19 protein-coding genes are annotated in these 21,618 nt (G+C 43.4%); 10 read left to right on the top strand and 9 right to left on the bottom strand.

Going from position 1 to position 21,618, the window contains the following annotated elements; translation table 11 throughout:
* The 4 genes from R8N47_RS22220 to yegD all read left to right on the top strand — a co-directional run.
* A partial coding sequence (locus tag R8N47_RS22220) for a hypothetical protein (RefSeq protein ID WP_318185865.1) occupies positions 1 to 289 on the top strand: 289 nt, incomplete at its 5' end.
* Positions 290 to 685: 396 nt separating this feature from the next.
* The gene (locus R8N47_RS22215; RefSeq protein ID WP_053307765.1) at positions 686 to 1,006 is read left to right on the top strand and encodes a DOPA 4,5-dioxygenase family protein; all 321 of its coding nucleotides are present in this window, start codon (positions 686 to 688) and stop codon (positions 1,004 to 1,006) included.
* Positions 1,007 to 1,332: 326 nt separating this feature from the next.
* Complete coding sequence (locus R8N47_RS22210; protein ID WP_064354649.1) at positions 1,333 to 1,956, top strand: hypothetical protein; 624 nt, start codon at positions 1,333 to 1,335, stop codon at positions 1,954 to 1,956.
* A gap of 121 nt (positions 1,957 to 2,077) precedes the next feature.
* A complete protein-coding gene (gene yegD / locus R8N47_RS22205) occupies positions 2,078 to 3,430 on the top strand; it encodes a molecular chaperone (protein WP_064354650.1) in 1,353 nt (450 codons plus the stop codon).
* 340 nt (positions 3,431 to 3,770) lie between these two features.
* Here yegD and R8N47_RS22200 read toward each other — a convergent pair whose 3' ends face one another.
* A complete protein-coding gene (locus R8N47_RS22200) occupies positions 3,771 to 4,244 on the bottom strand; it encodes a copper chaperone PCu(A)C (RefSeq protein WP_005375841.1) in 474 nt (157 codons plus the stop codon).
* A 93-nt stretch (positions 4,245 to 4,337) separates the two neighbouring features.
* Complete coding sequence (locus tag R8N47_RS22195) at positions 4,338 to 4,799, bottom strand: hypothetical protein (protein WP_005388493.1); 462 nt, start codon at positions 4,797 to 4,799, stop codon at positions 4,338 to 4,340.
* 439 nt (positions 4,800 to 5,238) lie between these two features.
* Between R8N47_RS22195 and R8N47_RS22190 the strand changes: the two genes are divergently transcribed.
* Positions 5,239 to 6,288 carry a hypothetical protein gene (locus R8N47_RS22190; RefSeq protein WP_017634220.1) on the top strand — a complete coding sequence of 350 codons (1,050 nt, stop codon included), beginning with the start codon at positions 5,239 to 5,241 and terminating at the stop codon, positions 6,286 to 6,288.
* A 97-nt stretch (positions 6,289 to 6,385) separates the two neighbouring features.
* Here the strand turns inward: R8N47_RS22190 and R8N47_RS22185 are convergent, their stop codons facing one another.
* Complete coding sequence (locus R8N47_RS22185) at positions 6,386 to 6,682, bottom strand: hypothetical protein (RefSeq protein WP_017634219.1); 297 nt, start codon at positions 6,680 to 6,682, stop codon at positions 6,386 to 6,388.
* Positions 6,683 to 6,831: 149 nt separating this feature from the next.
* Entirely contained in the window at positions 6,832 to 8,031 is a 1,200-nt protein-coding gene (locus R8N47_RS22180) for a DUF5666 domain-containing protein (RefSeq protein ID WP_064354651.1), read from the bottom strand.
* Positions 8,032 to 8,120: 89 nt separating this feature from the next.
* On the opposite strand from R8N47_RS22180, the gene R8N47_RS22175 reads away from it, so the two are divergent.
* The 3 genes from R8N47_RS22175 (at position 8,121) to R8N47_RS22165 (ending at position 11,069) form a co-directional block, all read left to right on the top strand.
* Positions 8,121 to 8,789, top strand: coding sequence for a response regulator transcription factor (locus R8N47_RS22175; protein WP_025998582.1), 669 nt, complete (start codon positions 8,121 to 8,123; stop codon positions 8,787 to 8,789).
* Entirely contained in the window at positions 8,761 to 10,002 is a 1,242-nt protein-coding gene (locus tag R8N47_RS22170; protein ID WP_017634216.1) for a sensor histidine kinase, read from the top strand. Before R8N47_RS22175 ends, R8N47_RS22170 begins: the two co-directional genes overlap by 29 nt.
* Positions 10,003 to 10,139: 137 nt before the next feature.
* A complete protein-coding gene (locus R8N47_RS22165) occupies positions 10,140 to 11,069 on the top strand; it encodes an SRPBCC family protein (protein ID WP_053307749.1) in 930 nt (309 codons plus the stop codon).
* A gap of 146 nt (positions 11,070 to 11,215) precedes the next feature.
* On the opposite strand, the gene R8N47_RS22160 is transcribed toward R8N47_RS22165, so the two are convergent.
* From R8N47_RS22160 to R8N47_RS22140, 5 genes are all read right to left on the bottom strand, one after another.
* On the bottom strand, positions 11,216 to 11,671 hold the full coding sequence (locus R8N47_RS22160; RefSeq protein WP_005375850.1) for a hypothetical protein: 456 nt from the start codon (positions 11,669 to 11,671) through the stop codon (positions 11,216 to 11,218).
* A 12-nt stretch (positions 11,672 to 11,683) separates the two neighbouring features.
* A complete protein-coding gene (locus R8N47_RS22155; RefSeq protein ID WP_017634214.1) occupies positions 11,684 to 13,462 on the bottom strand; it encodes a S8 family peptidase in 1,779 nt (592 codons plus the stop codon).
* A gap of 249 nt (positions 13,463 to 13,711) precedes the next feature.
* On the bottom strand, positions 13,712 to 14,053 hold the full coding sequence (locus R8N47_RS22150) for a hypothetical protein (RefSeq protein ID WP_025998581.1): 342 nt from the start codon (positions 14,051 to 14,053) through the stop codon (positions 13,712 to 13,714).
* 10 nt (positions 14,054 to 14,063) lie between these two features.
* Positions 14,064 to 15,977 carry a tetratricopeptide repeat-containing diguanylate cyclase gene (locus R8N47_RS22145; protein WP_081248207.1) on the bottom strand — a complete coding sequence of 638 codons (1,914 nt, stop codon included), beginning with the start codon at positions 15,975 to 15,977 and terminating at the stop codon, positions 14,064 to 14,066.
* Between the two features lie 610 nt (positions 15,978 to 16,587).
* Positions 16,588 to 17,844: an aromatic amino acid transport family protein gene (locus R8N47_RS22140; protein WP_017820237.1), complete on the bottom strand. Its 1,257-nt coding sequence runs from the start codon at positions 17,842 to 17,844 to the stop codon at positions 16,588 to 16,590.
* A 379-nt stretch (positions 17,845 to 18,223) separates the two neighbouring features.
* On the opposite strand from R8N47_RS22140, the gene R8N47_RS22135 reads away from it, so the two are divergent.
* On the top strand, positions 18,224 to 18,658 hold the full coding sequence (locus R8N47_RS22135) for a GNAT family N-acetyltransferase (RefSeq protein WP_064354652.1): 435 nt from the start codon (positions 18,224 to 18,226) through the stop codon (positions 18,656 to 18,658).
* A gap of 292 nt (positions 18,659 to 18,950) precedes the next feature.
* Positions 18,951 to 21,614 (top strand): nitrate reductase, encoded by a 2,664-nt coding sequence (locus R8N47_RS22130; RefSeq protein ID WP_064354653.1) that lies wholly within the window; start codon positions 18,951 to 18,953, stop codon positions 21,612 to 21,614.
* Positions 21,615 to 21,618 lie beyond the last annotated feature (4 nt).

The raw sequence follows: 21,618 nt of genomic DNA, 5'->3' as shown, positions 1-21,618 counted from the left end.
CGATGCATGGGTAATGCCTGAACGTTCATCTCAAGCTCCTTTTGACGCTGCGGGTCTTTTGGACTGCAGCTGTTCATACAAAACCAGAGTTTGTATGGGTACTCAAACTCTGATATCAGCGCAAAGGCCATACCTAAGGTTGCGTGTGCTTTCGATAGCGGTAGGCATCTGTTCGTCCCTTAAACTATTTGTCGATAACATCGCTGCGGCTATTTCACCGCAAGATACAGAGAAAGGCTTTTCTGTATCTAACCCTCTAACTAAATCGTGGTATAGCCAGATACAATAAGTGTAAACAAATTGTTAAATTATGCTTCATTTTGACTTTCGCTCAGTAGTAAAGTTTTGCTTACACCCTGATTTTGCAGAGTAATATGCTGCTATTTTGTTGGTGGTATTTTTAAACTCGAATTTAATTACTGGTTAATGAAACATATTTGCAACAAAATTTGGCTGTAAAATTTGACAAAGTGAGTCATTATTAATGAATCAACTCAAACAGTTGCTATATGATGAATTGCAAATTTTTGTTGTGCTCGAAGCCTCGACCTTATGAGAATGCATAACTTCTTCCCAACTGAGTGGAATCAAGGTAGGGTGACGGCATTACAAATGTATACCCTCGGCAGTCCTTGAGCTTATCCAAAGTAGGTGGTGCTCAAGCGGAAGTGATTATGGAGAAGTTATGTACCACGCTCATGTTTATTTTCCCCTAAGAGAACAAGATAAAGCGCAAGCCTTGAACGATATCATCCGTCAAGAGCGTCAAGATGTGCTGCGTGTGTTTCCATTAGTTGGAAGGTTAGTTGGCCCACACAAGATGCCGATGTTTGAAATTCACCTAGAATCATTGAGTGAAGAGTTCTTGGCGTGGCTTGATACGATTCGAGGCGATTTTTCTGTGCTTATTCACCCAGTAAGCGAAGAAGAGTTGCTCGATCACACAGAACGCGCGATTTGGTTGGGCAGAGAGATTGGTGTATTTGAAGAAAAGTTAGAGAAATAGTTGCTCCTCTCGCCCATGCATGACCGCTTTGAATCCTTCTCTTCTCATTGCGGTCGCAGCTTCTGCTTAACGCCTCATCTTCATTGATGGGTGCGGAATCCCTATCTTACGCTTTGCTGTAGCTATTTTTGTGCTAAACCTAAAAGTAGGCTTTCGAACTTCACGCACAAAGCGTGAAAATATCGCTGTTTAGCATGCCATTAAATGAATTTTGGTGGTAATAAAATATTAAGTCTTTGATAAATCAAATAGGTATAGCAGGGAAGTGCAGTTTACGACCCCAACGCCATTGGCAGTGGCGCCGATAATTTCTGAGGGGGAAGGGTATGTTTTCGATACTCTTGGTTATACTTGCACTCTATATATTTTGGCTGTTGTTTCGCAACGAGCCTGCGTTTGCCGGGCGTACCGCTCAAAAAAAACGTGACTGGGTTGGGCCTACCGCCAACAAAGAAGAATGGCGAGGGTTTTGTACAGACGTATTTCAGCCGTTCAGTTCTCAAACGACTTTCTACGCCATTGCTTATTTTGCCAATTACGTAGCAGCAGCGAACGCAATATCTTGGTCAACGATATACGAAGGCGATTATCCGGTCATCATAAGCCGATTTGGTAGCTACTTCATTTTAAGCACGCATGATGCACTGGTCGTAGCTGGGTTTATTGCGCTTGCTTTCTTTATCATTAATTGGCAACTTGCCATGCGCTGCTCTGGTATTCTTAGCCAGTATCTAGTGCGGATTCTTATTATTAATCAAAAGCGCTTTGTCGCGATTAGCTTGGTGTTTTGCAGCTACTTTTCGTACCTACTGACGCTTGGTATATTCTGGCTGTTCCATGATGGGTATTCAATCTGGCATGGATTAATGCTTAGCCCTGTGTTCCTATTTTTAGCTTTATTGGTAGCGGTTGTTGTGCCGTCTGCAAAAAGAGAAAATAGTGTACCTTAGATAGGTTTTCCACGTTAAATTACATTCGATTTTAGGATAGTAATTCTTATGCCATTAAGTTAGCATTGCCAGCTTTTTAACGGTCAAAAGGCCACTAATCAGTGGGACAGTGGGAGAAACAATGTTTATCGGCTTTGACTATGGTACTGCAAACTGTTCAGTGGCTAAAATGGAACCGGGTGAGCCAGTACTGCTTAATCTAGAAGGAAACAGCCCTTTTATTCCTTCCACCCTTGCTGCACCGAGTCGTGAATCGGTATCCGAGCATTTATTTCGCCATCGAGATATTAAACCATTAGATCAAGTTGGTGAGCAGGTTTTACGCCGGGCAATCAATTTAAACCGAGAAGAAAGTATTGACTTAGAATCCGACGACATTGCGTTTGGTCAGGATGCACTTAATCTCTATTTGGAAGATCCTCGCGATATCTATTATGTGAAATCGCCGAAGTCTTTTCTTGGTGCATCTGGCTTGCGTGATGTGCAATTGGCTTTTTTCGAAGACCTTGTCTGCGCGATGATGGACAATATTAAGTCGCAAGCCGAAAGCGATGCGCAGCAAAGTATTACCGATGCTGTGATCGGCAGACCAATTAACTTTCATGGGCGTGGCGGTGAAACGGCTAACATTCAGGCTGAACGCATTTTGTTGCGGGCAGCGAAACGTGCGGGCTTCCAAAATGTGGAGTTTCAGTTTGAGCCTGTCGCGGCGGGCCTAGAGTATGAAGCGACACTCAGCGAAGATAAAATCATTCTAGTAGTCGATATTGGCGGTGGTACAACGGACTGTTCGTTGATCCAAATGGGACCGTCTTGGCGCGGCAAAGCAGATAGGACCGCAAGCTTGTTAGCTCACAGTGGCCAGCGTGTCGGCGGGAATGATCTTGATATCGCGCTAGCATTTAAGCAGCTCATGTTCCCTTTTGGCATGGGAAGTAAAATGGAGTCAGGCATTGTGATGCCGACTACCCAATTCTGGAACCCGATAGCAATCAATAATGTAGAAGCGCAGAGTGACTTCTATTCGCGAGAGAACCTATCAGCGTTAAAGTTGCTTCAAAAGCAGGCTCAAGAGCCAGAAAAACTTGCTCGTTTGCTAGAGGTGTATCATGAGTCTTTAGGCTACAACATTGTTCGCCGTGCCGAAGAGGCAAAAGTGGCACTTTCAGAACAAGCTTCTTACCGAACTGGCATCAACTTACTATCAGAAACGATTGAAGTTGATGTACAACGTGACGAAATGATCGAAGCGATCCAGTCGCCAAAGAATAAAATGACGGCGTTGGTGACAGAAGCGGTAGAGCAAGCTGGAGTTAAACCCGATGCTATCTTTATGACTGGAGGTTCGGCACGCTCGCCAATCTTGCGCGATGCGGTGCAAACCGTACTGCCAAGTATTCCGGTTGTCAGTGGAAACTATTTTGGCTCAGTAACTGCCGGCTTAGCTCGTTGGGCTGAGGTTTGTTTCAAGTAGAAAGAAAGCCGATTAACAGTGGGTCTTTGTTGCCAAACTTATGATTTCATTTAGGCTTGCCAAGTGATGGTTGGAGAACTTTGTCGAGAGGTTGAGTTTTAAGCGGGTAGGGAACCTTTTTAGGATCTTAAGTCTTTCAAGGTCATTCTGAATAGTGAGGGACGAGCGTGATTTAGAATCTCTTGCCCGAGCACGCTGTTATGATATGTGACCCCGTTTCGCCGAGCGTTATTCATCACCATTATTCTGAAGAGTCGAGTTAGGATCTACCGGAATAATGATTTTGACTAAGCTGAGATAAAAATGCCCGCTAAATCAGCGGGCACTTTTGTTTACGTCATTAATGGTGCATGTGTTTTTCCATGTGACCTTGTTTTTCAACCGCCATTTCTACTTCCACTTTACCCGCGTTTTTGAATGTTAACGTCATAGGGAAGCGGTCGCCTTCTTTAAGAGTTTGTGTTGGGTTAAAAATCATTAAATGGAAGCTGCCTGGCTTAAACAACACTGAGTCATTGGCTGGAACGCGCACTTCGTCAATCTTAATCATTTTCATCACACCATCTTCTTTCTTATGCGTGTGAATTTCGACATGCCCTGCGATTGGGCTTTCTGCTGCGATCAATGCATCTTCACTGTCACCGTGGTTGGTTAATTGAAAAAAACCACCGATAACAGGTGCGTTTGGTGGCGCTTCGCGGCTCCATGGATGGTCGATATGAATTTTTCCTGCTTCATAATCGTGCGCTAAACTCAGTGGGCTAGCGATGACAGCAATAAGCGCGATAGCGGCGGTTTTTAATGATTTAAGCATGTGTTTTTCCTTTTGAATTAATAGCTTCTCTGAATGGACAACAAACAGAGTCATCGTTATTTTTGAATAAAGTTGTCAATGATTAGATGCCTGTTAGGCAGGAAAAACACTCGGCGGAGAGTGCTTAGGCGCGATGTGTTTGTAAACGAGCTTATCGCATTTTGAAAAGTGATAAGTCGTCAGTGCATACTTTACTCGGCGCAGCCAATGGATGGTTGTCAGGTAAAGCCCAATCGCAACTAAAAGAAAGAATTGAACAGCTTGAAGAAGCGGGCATTCAAACTGGAAGCCGTCGTGTAAGTTAAGATCTTGGATGAGCTTAGAAGAAGATTGAGCGTTAGCCTCAATCAACGTATTGATATCCACCCATTTGAAACCATCTGCGGTACACAGTAAAACCTTTTCACTTTGGACTTTGTTGAGCCAAGTTGTGCTGTGAACTTGTGTAGGGTTAAGAGCGGCTGTGGACGCTAAATACAACTGAAACAACACCGCGATAATAACCGCAATAGCGTGCAAGCGATGGTGTTTGTGCTGTATTAGAGTGTTTTCCATACAATTAAGTGCTTATCTTCTTCGGCGCGGGATACTAACAAATTAACCAAACAATGTAATTATCAGTTTACTAAAAGGTGATGCAAGTGTGCATTATTTGTTTTATTGTCTATTTTTAACGCTTTAATGTCTTGATTCGGCTGACATTCACAACCTCCAATTCAACTTGTCAGTCTTGCCTAGTCGCTTTTGAAGATACCGAATTAATCTCTCTTATATGCCACTGAAGCTTCGGTTAGTGGGTGTCGTGGTGGTGTTTTTACGTGCTAGATTTGGCTGATATCGATTCAAAATGCACACCGAATCTTCACTTGTTTTCCATTAACGGAATTATGACAGTAATTTAATAAAGGATACGGTATTCTGCGCTCCTTTGTACATGCCAGAAACGTCCGTCCTACTTAGTCGGAGGGGCGATTAATCTTAAGAAATTTCTCAAATGAAATACGAACAACAGATTGGATATCGATACCCTAAAGGTCGATTTGCCATGGTGAGTGTATATGCATTCACCGGTGCTGCGATTTTAGCATCGACTATTTTTTCTCTATTGCTGTTTTTGTCTATCGACGAAAATCCGATGATGCAAACCTTATTTGGTGGTTTAGCGATCATTTTTGAAGCGGGTAAATTTTACGCTTGGTATGAATACGGTGAGCGCCGAGCCCATCGCAACTACACAGGAGCAGCAACCGCTCTCGTGTTTTATTTAGTCTTAGCTGCGATTTCCATTGGCGGTAGTATTGGTGGCATTAATAGTGCAACCAATAGTGCACAAAGTCATATTTCGGTAGAGCAGGCGAAAGTGGAAGCGTTTAATCGTCAGATTGCGGCAATCGATAAGCAGATTGAGCTCAACAATATGGCAGCGCAGAAATACATCGAGATGGAGCGTATCGCGACTGGTGTAACTCGCATTCAGGATCAAAACAAAACCTTACGTGAAGAGCAGCAACGCTTGGCTATGGAGCGTGATAGTTTACCGCCGGTTACGCAAGGCTCAGTGATTGGTTTGATTGATAGCCTAGCCAACGCATTTGGTACTACCTCTCAGCAAGCTCAGCTTGGCTTGGTTGTATTTCTTTCGATTCTTTTGGACTTCTTTGCTGCATTTTTTGTTGGCTTGATTGGTGAAGAGCAACGGTTCCGATATTTCTATCGCAGAAATGAGGGCATGATATTGAAAACAGTTCGCGATATAGACCCAGCGCCTGCGGGTTATCTTCCTCATATAAAAGAGGAAGAAGAGCAAGAAATACCAGCTGCGCCGGAGCCAGAAGAACCAAAGGAACCGAAAACCTTGTTAGAGCAAGTTAGCGATGCACTTAAAACGCATCAAATTACGTGCACCAAAAAAGCCGTTGCTAAACAGTTTAGGCTGTCTGCGGAAGAGGTAGACAAGGTATTTGAAGAATTGGCAGAGCTCGGTTTAGTGGGGAAAAAAGCCAACCACCATTATCATTGGATAGGTGAAGCAGAGACCGCATAATTGGTTATCTATTAAAGTTCGGAAAGAGCGTCAATCGGCGCTCTTTTTTTTGGGGAGGGGGGAGTTTCGCTATTAAAGTTAACTACAAGAAAGCGTATCAATCTTTATTGAGCTTTTTGGTTACGTCTTTCACCGTTTTCTTCTCTTTTTCCGGTGTCATTGCATCAACAGCTTTACCCGCCATCCCTTCATCTGGCAATTTGTCTTTTCCTGCATCAACTGCGGTATCTTTCAGTGCCTCTTTAGGCGTACAGCGCCCCCCAACACCAACCACGGCTTTTGTCGCAGCGGCTTTAGCTGCCTTTTCTGCATCGCAGTCAGGATCCATCACGCTAGCTAAGCTCGTGGCTGAACCAAAAAACAAGATTAACAAAATGAGGTTGCGTTTTTTCATAGTTGTCACCAATGTTGTGAAACATAGGTAAAGTGTAACGGAGAGAAAAGGTTTTGGCTGAGAATTTGTTGGTTTGAGCTTGGGAAGCAAAGTAAGGTAAAAAGAAAAAGTGCCATCGAAGTGACACTTTTTCTTAAGCGTAGAAGGGATTAGTTGTCGTAAACGTCTAACTCCACTTCACGGGCAATATTTTGGTCGTTAATGATCACACCTTCGACTTCGACACGAGCACCATTTAGGTTAAGTTCTTCGATGCCTTGGAAGCGTGTTTGTGCATCAATCACAACGGTCGTGTTGTTTAGCAATTGATCTGCGTCGTTTTCGCAACGCTCGATTTCAAATGTTCTTGCTTCAGCATCGTAGTTTGATACGTATCCTTCACATTCAAATTCTTTACCTTGCCATTGGTTGTTATCGTCAAAGTCTGGTTGCTCAAACTCAATAACGGTAGCGATGCGTTTGCCATTTTTCATGATAGACGTTACTTCCACTTCTTGGCCTTGTTTTAGGTTCGCTTTGCTGCCGTCTTCAAATCGTGTTGCGTTATCGATGAAGAATGCTCCTCGGTAGTTTAGAGAGAACTCACTATAATCCTTGGCAACCCAAGTCACGATACCTTCCACATCGCTGTCATTTTTTAGATCGTCGTAGTCTTCAACTTGTACCTCATGTGCCATGAAGATACCGTTTTGCATTTCACCTTCTACTTCCACCCATTGGCCGATGCTAAGTTGGCTAATGTTGTCGTAAGATACGGTTATATTTGTACCAAGCTCAAACGTGCCAGCATTTTCATCGGTACTAGTAATGCGACCTTCCAGTTCGTAGTAGCTTCCAAGGGCTGGGTAATCGTTATCTACGTCGATTTCGACCACAGACAGCACTCGATAACCCGCATCAGCAGTTGGCAATGATGACACCATCACCCAGTCGTTGACCTCTATATCATCACTTAAACCGTCAAACTGCAGATCTACGCCGTTTACCGTAAATGTTTTCTTCACATGATCAATCGCTGTGACACGTCCTGTAATGGTTGGTTCAAGTGTGACTCGGACGCCATTATTCGAAGCTTGCCGAATATCTGACCCCACGCGAACCACCATTTTTGGTTTTACATCGGCCAGTTGCACTTGTGTGTCGTCATAAACCACCTCAGACACACGATACGTATGTCCATTGACGGTTAACGTGCTTTCTTCAGCGTTGACCGCTTCAACAGAGCCAATCGCTACACTTGGTTTCACTGCTGGTTGAGTTGATGTGCTATCGCTATTGCTGCCACCACCTGAACCACCACAACCAGACAATGCCAAACCTACTACAGAAATAAGAGCGAGTTTTTTCATTGTATTAACCTCAATTTACGAGCGAGTTTAGGAAATTGCCTGTATCTTATTGGGCATATCGTGAAGAGATCGTGAAGAAATGTGATTTTATGAAAATTTTAATTGTAGATGACAACCATAACGTCTCGGAGACGATTGCAGACTATCTTGAGCTAGAAGGCATGATTATCGATTGTGCGTTTCATGGAGAGGCTGCGATTAAGTTAATCGAGGAAAATCATTACGATGTAATCATCATGGATATCATGATGCCGAAGCTCGATGGCATCAGTACGGTACAGAAGCTTCGACAAGATAAGTTATGTGGAACGCCAATTCTCTTCCTAACGGCAAAAGATACGCTAGAGGACAAAATCGCGGCTTTTAAAGCGGGGGGAGATGATTATTTAATGAAGCCATTTGCGATGGAAGAGCTCAGTTTGCGTGTTCATGCTTTGGCTAATCGTGGTCCAAGACAAGATATCGGAACGCTCAAATTTGCAGATATTTGTTTAGATGCGCGGACAGGAAAAGTAACGAGAAAAGACAAAGAAATTAAGCTGAGTCGAATTCAAACTAAAATTTTAAAATTGCTCCTCCAACGTGCTCCAGCAGCGGTCACGCGCACAGAAGTGATCGATAGTGTGTGGGGAGACGAACCACCCGGAAGTGATGCACTTCGTAGCCATATTTACGGTTTAAGAACCGCGCTAGACAAAGGTTTTGAAGAATCACGATTAGAGACTATTCATGGACAAGGTTACCGACTTAAAGCATAACGAATATCCAAGCATTTATCGCAAGATCCGTTGGGGTTTTGGGGTCATGACGTTTGTGATGTTTACTCTTTTTTGGTCGCTGATTTATGTGGCAGAAAACAAACTGGAAGTGCTGAGTTTACATCACTGGCTAGATACTGAAGCTGCGCTTTATAGTGAGAATTTCGAGAAACAGGGCTGGGATGCGCCATTGCCAAACGTATTGGAATTCAACTCATATTGGAGTGAAGCACCGACACCCGATTGGTTGCTCTCTTTTACTTCACCTGGTTTTTACGAATACCTGCTTGGTGAAGAAGACAAACACTTTGTTGTATTGAACCACCCCTCAGGGAAGGGGCTTATGTACATTGTATTTCAAGATGACTCAGATGATTACTTGGACGAATACGAAAGCTCGCTGCATCAGTTTACGCTGCTGCTCGGTGGTTTGTTTTCATTTGTCATGGTTGGGTATGGCATTTACATGGTGCGAATATTGTCTCGGCCATTAGCGCAAATTGAAGACAAAATTAGCCAAATGTCACCGGATCAACCCGCTTTCCAAGTTGAAACTAAGTTCAGCGAAACACGCCAGATAGAGCAGACTTTGCTGGATAATAAGAACGATATCGCGGGCTATTTCAAACGAGAGCAAGAATTTAGCCGTTTTGCATCGCATGAGTTGAGAACGCCAATCATGGTGATTAAAGGCTCAACAGACATTCTGACGCGTCTTCCTGATCAACCTCGAGTTGCGCAAAAAGCCATCACGAGGATGCAGTCAGCTTGTGACGAGATGCGTGTACTGACAGAAGCGTTTCTCTTACTTGGTAAAGAGAAAATAGAGCCTCAACATTACGGAGAGCATCAGCTTCTTACTTGTTTACAAAAACAACTGGAAGAGCTGGCTCCTTTATTTGCCAAGCAAGATTCGAACTACGCTTTGCACGAACAACATAGTGGTGTAGTGAAGGCACCAGAGAGTTTTGTGACCATTGTTATCAACAATCTGATTAAAAACGCCTTTAGCTATAGTGTGGGAGATATTGAAATTGAGTTGAAAGGTCATGCGCTTAAGATCCTAAACCGTCACGATGGCAACGAGACGTACAACGCTGGTTATGGTTGTGGGCTTGTTATCGTACAACGAATATGTGAACGGATGGGGTGGGCGTTAGTACTGGACGATGATGGTGTTCGATTTAGTGCAAAAGTGGAGTTCTGCTCTTAGCTTTGCGCGTATTGATTCAAGTGAGAATTAACGCTCTGGATTTTTCTTGTCGTACGCATCTAACCCTTAGTCAAACAAGAAAAAACTGGAATTTGAATTAGACTGAAGTTAGTGAAGCGGAAACTCGAGGAACCGTTATGCTCTCTTATCAGGTCAGCCGAAGTATTGAAATTAATAAGAATCAAAGTGAAATTATTGGCTATCTCAAGAACTTCAATAACTGGCCCAGCTGGTCACCATGGATCATTCTTGAACCAAGCTGCGAGCTGACATTCAGTGATAATCAGGGCCACGTTGGAGCTGGTTATCAATGGAATGGTCAGCGTATTGGGACTGGCGCGATTGTACTGGAAAGTACTCAAGAGCATCGATTAGATATGGAGCTACATTTCTTTCGCCCAATCAAGAGCCATGGAAAGGTGACTCTAATCGTGACGCCGTCACAAAATGGCTGTTTAGTCGAATGGCAAATGCAATCTCGCGTCCCTTGGTATCTGTTCTTTCTGAAAAGTATGTTTAAGTCGATGATAGAGATGGATTATCAACGTGGGTTACGCATGCTCAAAAGTAAGCTTGAAACCGGAAGAGTGCATTCAGACTTAGTCGAAATAGGTAACCGAACGTTGCCTCAAATTCATTACATTGGGATCAAGGGTGTGGCTAGCTTGCAGGAATTAGGTTCGGTAATTGAGAAGCATGTTCAGCAACTAGAACAGTTAATTAGTGACGAAACCCTATCCGTGAATGGTGAATTGTTTTGTTATTACCAGTCGATGGATATGCAGAAAGGTACATTCGAGTTTATCACTTGCTTTCCTCTTCATAACTCAGTACCAGCGCCTCAAGGGGCGGTTACCGGTACCATTCCTGAGAGTGAAACATTTGTCGTTGAACACCGAGGTGAATATCAGTTTTTGGGAAATGCATGGGCTTTAGCGATGAACTTGGTTCGTCAGAGTGATATGAAAGTCAAAACCAGTCCTTTAGGAATCGAACGCTATCTGAATAGCCCGAAGGAAACCACGGAAGAAGAGCTAAGAACGGAAATTATTTTGTTTAAGAAATGACAGGCGCAGGCGAGTAGGGTGTTTAGGTATCATACTGGTTATGCGAAATGTTATTAAAGAATAATAGCCTATCTGTTCCTACCCATAAAAATGCCTCAGCAATCGCTGAGGCATGGTTTTACAGGCCAACTTCTCTTGTTAGAGAATTATTGTGCACGGTATTTACCGCTGTTTAGTTCAATTTTAGACGCTTTTACCCGGCTGTCTGCGTTTAGGTAGTCGCTAATACTTAGCAGATCTTGATCTTGAGATGCTTTTAACACCGCTGATTCCCCCTCTGCGAAGATAACTTCTAATTTTAACTCTTTGGCGACTGCTTTCGCTTCGTTAGGATTGTTTACGGTGATATAAACCAGTCCAGTGGCTTTGGATACGTTACTAAACGCATTCTTAAACACCTCATCACCCGCTTGAAGTTTTACGTCTTCAGATAGGGTTCTAATAGTGCCAGTTTGCACTTTTCGATAATCTTGGCCATTAATCTCAACCGCTTCTGATGGCACAAACAGTTCTGGTGCAGGCTGTTGAGAGAGCTGTTGCTCAGCGTATACACTCGACGTCATGATAACGAGAGCCAGCATAGAAAATGATTTGTATTTCATGTTATTGACTCCTTAGTGTCCAAATATGCGCATCGACCAGTTCTTAATAACACCGGGCTGAGCGTTGTTTGCCATTGGAACGTCATAGATGGTGGAAGAGTTGAAATATGCAATGTAAGAATAGACTTCATCGCCGTTCGTATCTATTGCTCGCAACGTCCATTCGCCTTTTGCATCTTCGCCATAAAATTGGTTAGACAACATTAATTGATCTTTGTAGCCAGTAATCGATGAATCAAGAGATTGACCAACAAGACCATTGCGCGGTGTTTGCAAAACGGAACGAGTCCCTGATGGCGAAATGAGCTCGATAGCTAAGTCGGGCAGACGAGCGTGGTCCAGTGTCAATGTCACTTGAACGGATTCTACTGTCAGCTCATCGGCAATGGCGATACTTGAAGAACCACCAACTAGACTTGCATCGGGTACACTTACTTCTGTAGCGTTATTAACCCATGGCGTAATGACTTGAGTTGGCAAAACACGATTCGTCATGCGAGCACGTTGCATCGCTTCATCTAAATCTACAGCGCCGAAGCCATAAAAAGTATGGAAATCTACGCCTGCTGCGTTTTTCTGCCAAGGGGCAATTGCCTCGTAGCTAACCTGTTCACCATTATGGTTAGTAAATTCAAGCTGTACGCCTGGATGCGCTTTATCCGTTACTTTTGCTGTCTCCGCTAGTAAAGCACGTACATCACGAGCAGAAAGTGCGTGGTTGGTTGACATGATTGCCGCGATGGCACCCGATGTGTTCGGCGCAGCCGATGAGGTTCCATTCATCGTACTGGTATAGTTGCAGTTCGGATCGAGCTCCGTTCCGCCGTGTAACCCATTAATGCCAAGGCCATCACTGGTATTTTGCCCTTCTTCACAACCCATTAAATCAGTGGTGACCATAGCAGGGAAATCTTGCCCATATTCACCTGCTGGTGCTGCAACCCACACGTTCGACCCCACCGATGAGTAACTCGCTCGCGTACCATCCGCTCGTAGTGCACTAGTGACTAAATTGAAGTAATTGGCGTTATCATAAGACTGAGCAGAGTTGTGCATCGGTAAGCCTTGATTGTCTCCACCAGCAAAGAAGTTACTTGGCAATACGAAGAATCGCCCTGTATTGAAATAGCGGTAACCATTACCTGCTGACTTTACAAATACAGCACCTCGACCCCAGGCGTTACTCTCGCTGACGTTTTTCATCACGTCCATTTCAAGTTTTAGTTGAGGGTCGCTTTCATCAAAAGTAATCGGGTTTATAGGGCTGAAACCGTAACTTTGGTTAAATACGCGAACATCGCGTGTTGCTGGGTCCATGCCATGGGAGATTAACCAGCCTTCTAATGTCTGGTTGGCTAACCAGTTAAAACCGATGAGGGAAGAGTGAGAAGCGACACCGCGTCCGCCTTCACCGTTGTTGCCGACGGCGCTAATCAAACCGGCTACAGCAGTGCCATGACCATTAGTATCAACCGGATAACTTGGTGGGAATGAAGAGTCTTCGACGAAGTTTCTGCTACCTGTAACTATATTACCTGCAAGGTCGGGGTGATCGATCTGAACTCCAGAATCAATGACGGCAACTTTCACACCAACACCTGCAATCCCCATTGCCTGAGTGAGCCTAGTGTTTAAGTCGTTCCCAGCAACAGCAGGATTAGCCGCAAACGCAGTTTGCCCCGTGTTGTCTAAGTGCCATTGTTCAGAATAGAGTGGATCAAACGCCGAGACGGCAGGTGCAATGCCTACTGCCAACATAGCAGCAAATAGGCGATTAATGCGTATTTCCATTTTTGACCTCATGTCTTTGTTTGGAATTTTTTAGTTCCTGTTTCATATTCCGCTAACAGGAACAAACAAAGCTAACGACAAAGAATAAGGACGAAAACCATTTACAACTTGTTTACATTAAAAGTTCGATGGACAACATAAGTCTTTGTTAATTTACTGAAACCATGAGGTTTTTATATGTCGCATCGAACATGCATGAAAAATGAAAAGCAGAAAATACGAGTGTACCGTCTGCTTCAAGATGGTGGGTTATTTAGTTGAAGCGGGTTGAATAGTTGCGATTGGTTTCTTGGGTTCGGCTTTTTTCTTAGGCAGCACGTTATCAATCCACTTTTTAATGTACAACTTATCGAATTCTTTATCACACCACTTTTTGTTTAATCCACGTCGATTGAACTCAGCACCAATCGCCACTTTGGTTTGGTTAGTTGCACGGTTGTAGTAGAGAGTTTCACATAGTTGAGTGTTACTCATTTGCTGGGCATACACGTTGACACTGCTGCTGCGCATTCCCAGTTGAGATGCTTGCTGATTACTACACGCCATAAGAAATAGAGGCGCAAAAGTAATAATGATTAGATTTTTTTTCATGTGTGCTTTTTTATGATGTAGGATGAATGACGAACTGGTTTCTACCAGCTTGCTTCGCATCATACAAAGCTTGGTCTGCCAAGAAAAACCATTGATCCCATTCTTGTTTAATTATTTGTGCCGACAGTTTGTCCATTGCTCCAAGGGAAATTGTCGCGTTTAATGGTTTAGAGTCAACCACCAATGGCGTGTTTTCAACAGTATATCTCAATCGCTCCAAAAACTTAGCGCAATCTTCAGCTCGCTGTACTTCGAATAATAGGACAAACTCTTCTCCACCCCAACGAATGAGTAGGTCACCAGAGCGAGTGGATTCATTAAATAGCGTGGCAATATGAGTCAGCATTTTATCGCCAATATCGTGTCCATATTGATCATTAAAGGTTTTAAAATGATCAACATCTAAAACTGCTAAGGCAAATGTTCTATCTGGGCTTCTACGAGCCATTTTGTCCAGCCAAATGTGAAGATAGCGACGGTTATGCAGTTGAGTTAACGGATCGGTAGTATTTTCTTGAGTGAGTGCTTTATTAATACGTCTAACGCGCAGTACGTAACGAAAACCAACGACACCAATTGCCGTAATAGCGATAAAGTAGAACATTTCTCGATAGCGCTGCGAACGCAGTTCAGACGCTTGTAGCGCATTTTTTGTTTCTAGCAATTTGAGTTCTTTCTGGGCTAACTTAGCTTCGAGATCAAACTTAATGTTAATCATCTCTTCACCATGAATATGATGAGAAAACTCAGCCTCCAGCTCTCTTAATTGGGTTAAATAATGAAAAGCGGCTTCATAGTCATTAAGAATTTGATGAGCGTTTACCAGTACCGAAAGCATATCAATACGCTGCCGCAGCTCTAATTCACTGGTTGACTTGGTTTGTTCTAGAACGTTAAGCGCTGTTGTAATAGCTTTATCGTATTGTTTGTTTGCGAGGTAAGCCTCTGCAAATGCCTCGTAACAAGACGTTTTTAGCATTTCTAGATTTTTTGGAATGGGCAGGTCTACGCAACGTTGTGCGACCATTAATGCATCATCAATTTTTCCTACCGAGCTCAACATTTGTGAAAAGCTGGATAAAGAGTGGTGCTTGACTGTGTCAGACCCCGTTTGCATTGAAAGTCGAATGGCTTCATTGAAATAATATTCCGCTTTTCTGTTATCTCCGAGGCTCGAGTGAACGATGCTAAGGTTTGCGTAGATAACCCCCATAAAAAAGCTATTATCGTATTGATATTCGCTCTCTAGGTAAGTGTCGAGAGCTTGCGTTAGGTAACTGTTGGCCCGAGCCCAATCTGATGCGTCGATGTAGACCGTCCCAATGTTGTTCAGTGTCATCGCGACTTGTATTTCAAATACTGTTTTTTCTAATAACTCATAGGCATTGCGATAATATTTTAGGCCACTGCGTAGTTGATTTCGAGATACTTCTAGATTGCCTAACCAGCGGTAAGCACGGCCTTCTAATGCTAGATAACCAAGATCACGGGCTGTAGAAACAACGTCATGGAGTAACAATTCTGCGTTCCAGTTATCGTCTTGCTCAATCATTGTTACAGCCTTATTGAGCTGTGCTTCAGCGACGACCCATTCCAAATGGTGCTTTTTACCGAATTCGATTAAATCGGGCATATCTTTCGGTAATGGAACGCCTTCGTAACGCTTAAGGTACTTTCGTGCAAAGTAATACAGAGCAAGAGACTCCGCTGATGCATTCTGTGGCGCATTTAACTCATCTTTTTGAATTGATCGCGGCTTACCCATCGAGCGAAAGTAGAGTTTTAACATGGGCTTGCTTTCTGCTGAAATGTGTTCTTCCAGATAAGCTTGCTTTTCGGTACTCGCCAGTACGTTAGTCGGATGCAAGAAAAGTCCAAGTGCAGTACAAAGTGCGCAAGCCAGTTTTTTAATTGAGAAGTGCATGAGCGTATTAATAAAATGTGATCTCTTAACCGAATACCAGTTAAGTCTACCATTTCTTGTTGGTTAAGTGCGGATGGATTCCCAGTGGCAAAGTGTTTTGGGAGTGAGATACGAGAAGGATCTCTATAATATTATGATTTATAAAACAAAATCTATTGAAAACTTATGCAATGATTAGGCGATGGTATAGATAAGGTAACGATGACAGGTAGGCGAGCATATTCGGTGGACTCAATCTAATGATTTAAGCCGCGGATTCATCGCTCAAAATCAGGGCGAAGTGTAAAAAATTACGTTTCTGTCATAAATATTTAATGTTTGTATGGGTTGTTAAAAAACTGGATATTAGACATAGTGTTATTAAGCCAATAAAAAATGGCTTTTATAATAAATAGGAGATTAACTATGCATAATGAAATGATTCAACCTTCGCACTTCGGCATTATCGGCCGTACCTGCATCGCTTCAGTGCTTATGATTGCGGGTGTTTTCGCTCTTATTTAAGAGTCAAGGGTAACGATGATTACCTTTTAAAGAGTAAGAAAATTCAGGGAATCACCTTAACCTTGTGTAAGGTATTCCCCTGAAAATCCAAGCTAGTCTTTAGTTATTAGCTGAAGAAGCTAAAAATCAATGCACTTACCGCCACAATGCCTGCTGCTAGAACAAAGTAAGTAGAGACATTTCCTCGATATTGTTTCATCGCCTCGATTTTATACACCGCTAACATTGGCATAATGAATAAGATCATTGCAATAACAGGCCCTGACAATGCTTCCATCATACCAAGAATACTTGGGTTCATGATCGCGGCCGCCCAGATTGAGAAGAACAGTGCTGCCACGCTGATACGATCAACACGCTTCTCAGATAGGTTAAAATGCTTGTTAATTAAACCATTTAAGCTTTCACGCGCACCTAAAAAATGCCCAAGGAAAGATGAAGTGATAGCAACAAACGCTACTAAAGGACCAAGTGTTGCAATAAATGGATTATCGGTTGCGTTCGCTAAGTAAGACAATACGGATACGTTTTGTTCTTTTGCTTGAGCCAATTGTTCAGGTGACAGTGTTAGTACACAGGAAAATACAAAAATAAGAACAAAGGCAATCAGCATAATGCTAGTGCGACGAAGAATAACTTCGGATTTGGCATCTGCCTGCTTACCGTAATGGCGACGTTGTACATTTGCAAAGCTTGAAATTGCAGCTGCGTGACTAAACGAGAAAATCACTACAGGAACTGCTAACCACATAGTGCTAGCAAAAGCTGACGCTTCTGGCACATCCATGACAGGCATGGTCCAGTTCGGTATTAAGTAAAATGATAGAAAGGCAAGAATGGCAACAAGTGGGAACACCATGATGGCAAAGGCCCGTAGCATTACTTTTTCACCCGCCATCATAATAGCAATTAGTGCAAACACTAGTACGCCAGAAAGCAAAGGTCTAGGTAAAGAAGCCATATCAGCCTGATTTACCATGAAGCTATCTACTGTGTTTGTTATTCCAACCCCATATATCAACAGGATTGGGAAGATCGAAAGAAAATACAGCAGTGAAATAGAACGACCTGCTTTTGCGCCGAAGTGCTCTTCCACTACATCAGTGAAGTCTGCGTTTTTGATCTTAGAAGATAGTACAAAACGAGCTAAGCCACGGTGCGCAAGATAGGTCATTGGAAAAGCAAGTACTGCCATCGCGACTAAAGGCCAAAAACCACCAATCCCAAGGTTAATTGGCAGAAACAGGATGCCTGCGCCAACGGCTGTTCCAAATAGGCTAAGAACCCAATGTGTATCATGTTTTGACCAAGCTGTGGTTGTGTTTATTTCACTAGGATTTAAGGCATTTCGAGATTCTTTCACTTTAAAACTCGCTTTTATAAAAATAATAATGCTGAAAATGGTAAAGGTTTTAGTGTTTATTATCACACGCGAAGCTTGGTGAATAATGCTGTGAATTTGGGGTGGTTGTAAATTATCCAACTATGAATTTTTCAATAAACCAGAATAAAGTTCTTAAATGTAATGCATTTAATGGTTATATGTATTGAAATTTTCATCTTGTGTGGTTTTTGATTTTGCGGTTAAAACTTAATCACGGATGTATGTTCTAAGTGAGTTAGGCCTAATTTTCAGGAAGAATATTACATTTCTTAAGCACTTAATTGAGATGTTTGTGTCCCGTCATTTAGATGAGATTTAGGTATACTGCTGCCATTCATGTTAAAGAAGGAGTCATTGAATGGACATCTTGTCTGCGCAAAAAGAGGACTTATTTGCCATATATAAGCTCGAAAATACTTTATTTGGAGAACACGCCTATCCTCAATTTTTCTTTCGGCAAGCTTTTGATTGTTGGGGAGAGAGTTTACTGGTAGCAAAAGAGGGAGAGCAGGTCGCAGGGTATATATTGCTAACGACTAGCACAAATGCACATCAATATTGGATCATGTCATTGGCCGTCGATATTCAACATAGAGGTAAAGGTATTGCGCGTTCCCTCCTAGAAAACGTTATTGCGTCGTTGACGTTAGGCTCAAGCGTGAAATTGACTGTCGATCCTAAGAACCAACCTGCATTGTCTTTATACCTCTCCTTTGGCTTTAAAACGTTAGAAGAAGAAGCGCATTATTTTGGTGACGAAGAATCCAGGTTAGTTATGGAATTAGTAAAGTAATACTGCACGATAATGACCGAAATTTGCACACAATCAGTGCGTAGCATTACGTTGCTATAATTGGTTTTAAGCTAACCCTTTGTATGGTAAGGGTTTTTAATCTTGGCACCTCACTTGCTTTACATAAACGTTCATCGATAACTCGATGCGCCGCTCTTAATAGCAGGCGAGAGCGGTATAGGGTATTACTTTTTGAAAATGTACTAACAGCGTTAAAGGCATTGCTGCCTCTCTCGATTCGGGAGAGGCTTTTTTTTGCTAGTAAGTTGGGCTGAATCGCACTGGAGGTGTTATGTCGCAAGGATGCAAAAAAACCACTTGTCCCTATTGTGGTGTTGGATGTGGTGTCGAGGTCAATGCGAAAGGAATCGTTGGGGATGCGTGTCATCCTGCAAATGCGGGATCACTGTGCGTGAAGGGTGTCGCGCTGGCAGAGAGCTTGAATATGCCTTCGCGCTTGTTGTATCCAAAGCTTGTCACCAAGCAACGACCTCAAGGGCAAGAGGTGCAATGGCAACAAGCCACGGATCTGATTGCTGAAAAGATTCATCAAGCGAAAGCGGAGTTTGGACCGGATTCCATCGCGATGTACGTGTCAGGGCAGTTGTTAACGGAAGACTATTACGTCGCCAACAAACTCATGAAAGGCTATGTTGGCAGCGCAAACATCGATACGAACTCGCGTTTGTGTATGTCTTCGGCGGTTGCGGCTCATGTACGAGCATTTGGTGAAGATGTCGTTCCCGTCAATTACGACGATATTGATAAGACTGAGCTATTGATCATTTGCGGTGCTAATACCGCTTGGACGCACCCTGTTTTATTCCGACGTATTCAACAAGCGAGAGAAAACAATCCTAACCTCAAGCTGGTGGTCATTGACCCGCGTGAAACGGTCACCGCACAGCAAGCGGATTTGCATCTACCGATTAAAAACGATGGTGATGTGTCACTCTTCAATGGGCTGCTCAAGTTTCTTATTGAACAACAATTGATTGATTCTGAATACATAAATTCTTATACCGACGGATTTAATGCACTTAGAGAAGAAGTTTCTGATTTGCGTTACGATGTCACTAATTTGACGTCTTCCATTGGCATTTCAGAAGAAAAACTCACGACATTCTTCCAATGGTTTGCGCAAAGCCCAACCGCAATTACGTTGTTTTGCCAAGGGGTAAACCAAGCCGAAAATGGCGTCGACAAAGGCAATGCAATCATTAATGCACACTTGGCGACGGGTAAAATTGCCAAGTCAGGTTGTGGGCCGTTTTCTATTACAGGTCAGCCCAATGCGATGGGTGGGCGAGAAGTCGGTGGATTGGCAAACCAGTTAGCGGTTCATCGTGCTTTTGACGCAAAGTCTATAAAGCAAGTGCAGGCGTTTTGGGATTCACCAGAAATTGCCACTCAGCCCGGTTTAAAAGCTGTTGAACTGTTTGAGGCGGTAGAACGTGGTGAGATTAAAGTTCTCTGGATCATGGCAACCAATCCTGTTGTCTCTTTGCCAGATAACCAATTGGTAAAACGTGCACTAGAGATTTGTCCGTTTGTGATTGTTTCGGATATCACAGCGGATTCGGATGTAGCGCATTACGCGGATCTGTTGCTGCCCGCCGCTGGTTGGGGTGAGAAGCAAGGCATGGTAACCAACTCTGAGCGTCGACTTTCTAGGCAGCGCCAGTTTCAAGCGCCTCCGGGTGAAGCAAAATCAGATTGGTGGGCGATAAGCCAAGTCGGACAAGCTCTGTGTGCATTGGAAAAGACACAAAATGGTTTTGCATTTACTTCTGAGCGGTCGGTATTCAGGGAATATGCGGCAATGACAGGCATGAATGCAGATTCGCCATTGAAGCTCGACCTGTCTCAACACTCGAACTTAACTGAGCAAGAATACGAAGAGTGGGTGCCGACACAATGGGGAGGAGAGCGTCCTTTTGCTGATGGCGTCTATTCGCACCCAGATGGTAAAGCGCGTTTTGTCGTGACCAGTGAATCTCCAACGCGTTTAGAGAGAACAAAAGGCTGGTGGCTCAATACGGGCAGACAACGCGACCAATGGCATACCATGACGCGCACAGGGCATATCGCCCACCTTGCCGCCTCTGAGTTAGAACCAACCGTGTACATGAACACTCTCTCTGCTACTCAAAATCGCTTAAAAGCAGGACAACTCACCAAGCTGTTTCAGCCTACTTCAAACACCAGTATTTATGCCAAAGTTGCCATTGATGAAGGTTTGGGTTTTCAAGAGCTATTTATGTCAATGCACTGGGCGGGTCGATATGGCGGTGAAAGCGGTGTTAACGCAATAGTAAACAGCGCAAAAGACCCTATTTCTGGGCAGCCTGCGTTTAAGTCATCTTATGTTGAAGTGCAAGATTCGGCGGTAAAAACCTACGGTATGTTCATCGGTACACAGTTTGATTCCGGTAAATTTCTCTACAGCGCATTTCAAGCAGAAAGCAATTTGGGCATTTGGCGCTTTGCACACGATAAGCGACCAAAGAAGCAGAGTTTTTGTCGAACGGAAAAGAGCTGCAGAATTACGATAGATATTGCCCAGGGTTGGCTAGCGGTGGATTACGACCTTGTTGGAGACGTTCGTATCATTCGCTCTGTTTTGGTGGTGTCTAGTGAACCGATTCAAACCGACTACACCAACTTTACCGGCTTGATTGGCAAACCGATGGAGCTATCGCAACTGCTTACCATCACTCAATCGCAAAGCAGTGCCAAACTGGTTTGTAGTTGTTTCCGTGTCACTGATAAACAAATACATGACGCGATGGAGAAACAAGACTGCACGTCACTGACTCAACTTCAAAACAAACTCAAATGCGGCACTAACTGTGGCTCGTGCGTCTCTCAAATCAAACAAATGGTCGACAGCCATCAGCATCAAAAGGGCAAACAGCAAGCGAACCAGCAAAGTCTGGCTATTCAAATAAAGTAAGTCA

It is taken from the genome of Vibrio sp. 2132-1 (assembly GCF_033344315.1).
This window is presented reverse-complemented; position numbering and strand designations above follow the sequence as displayed.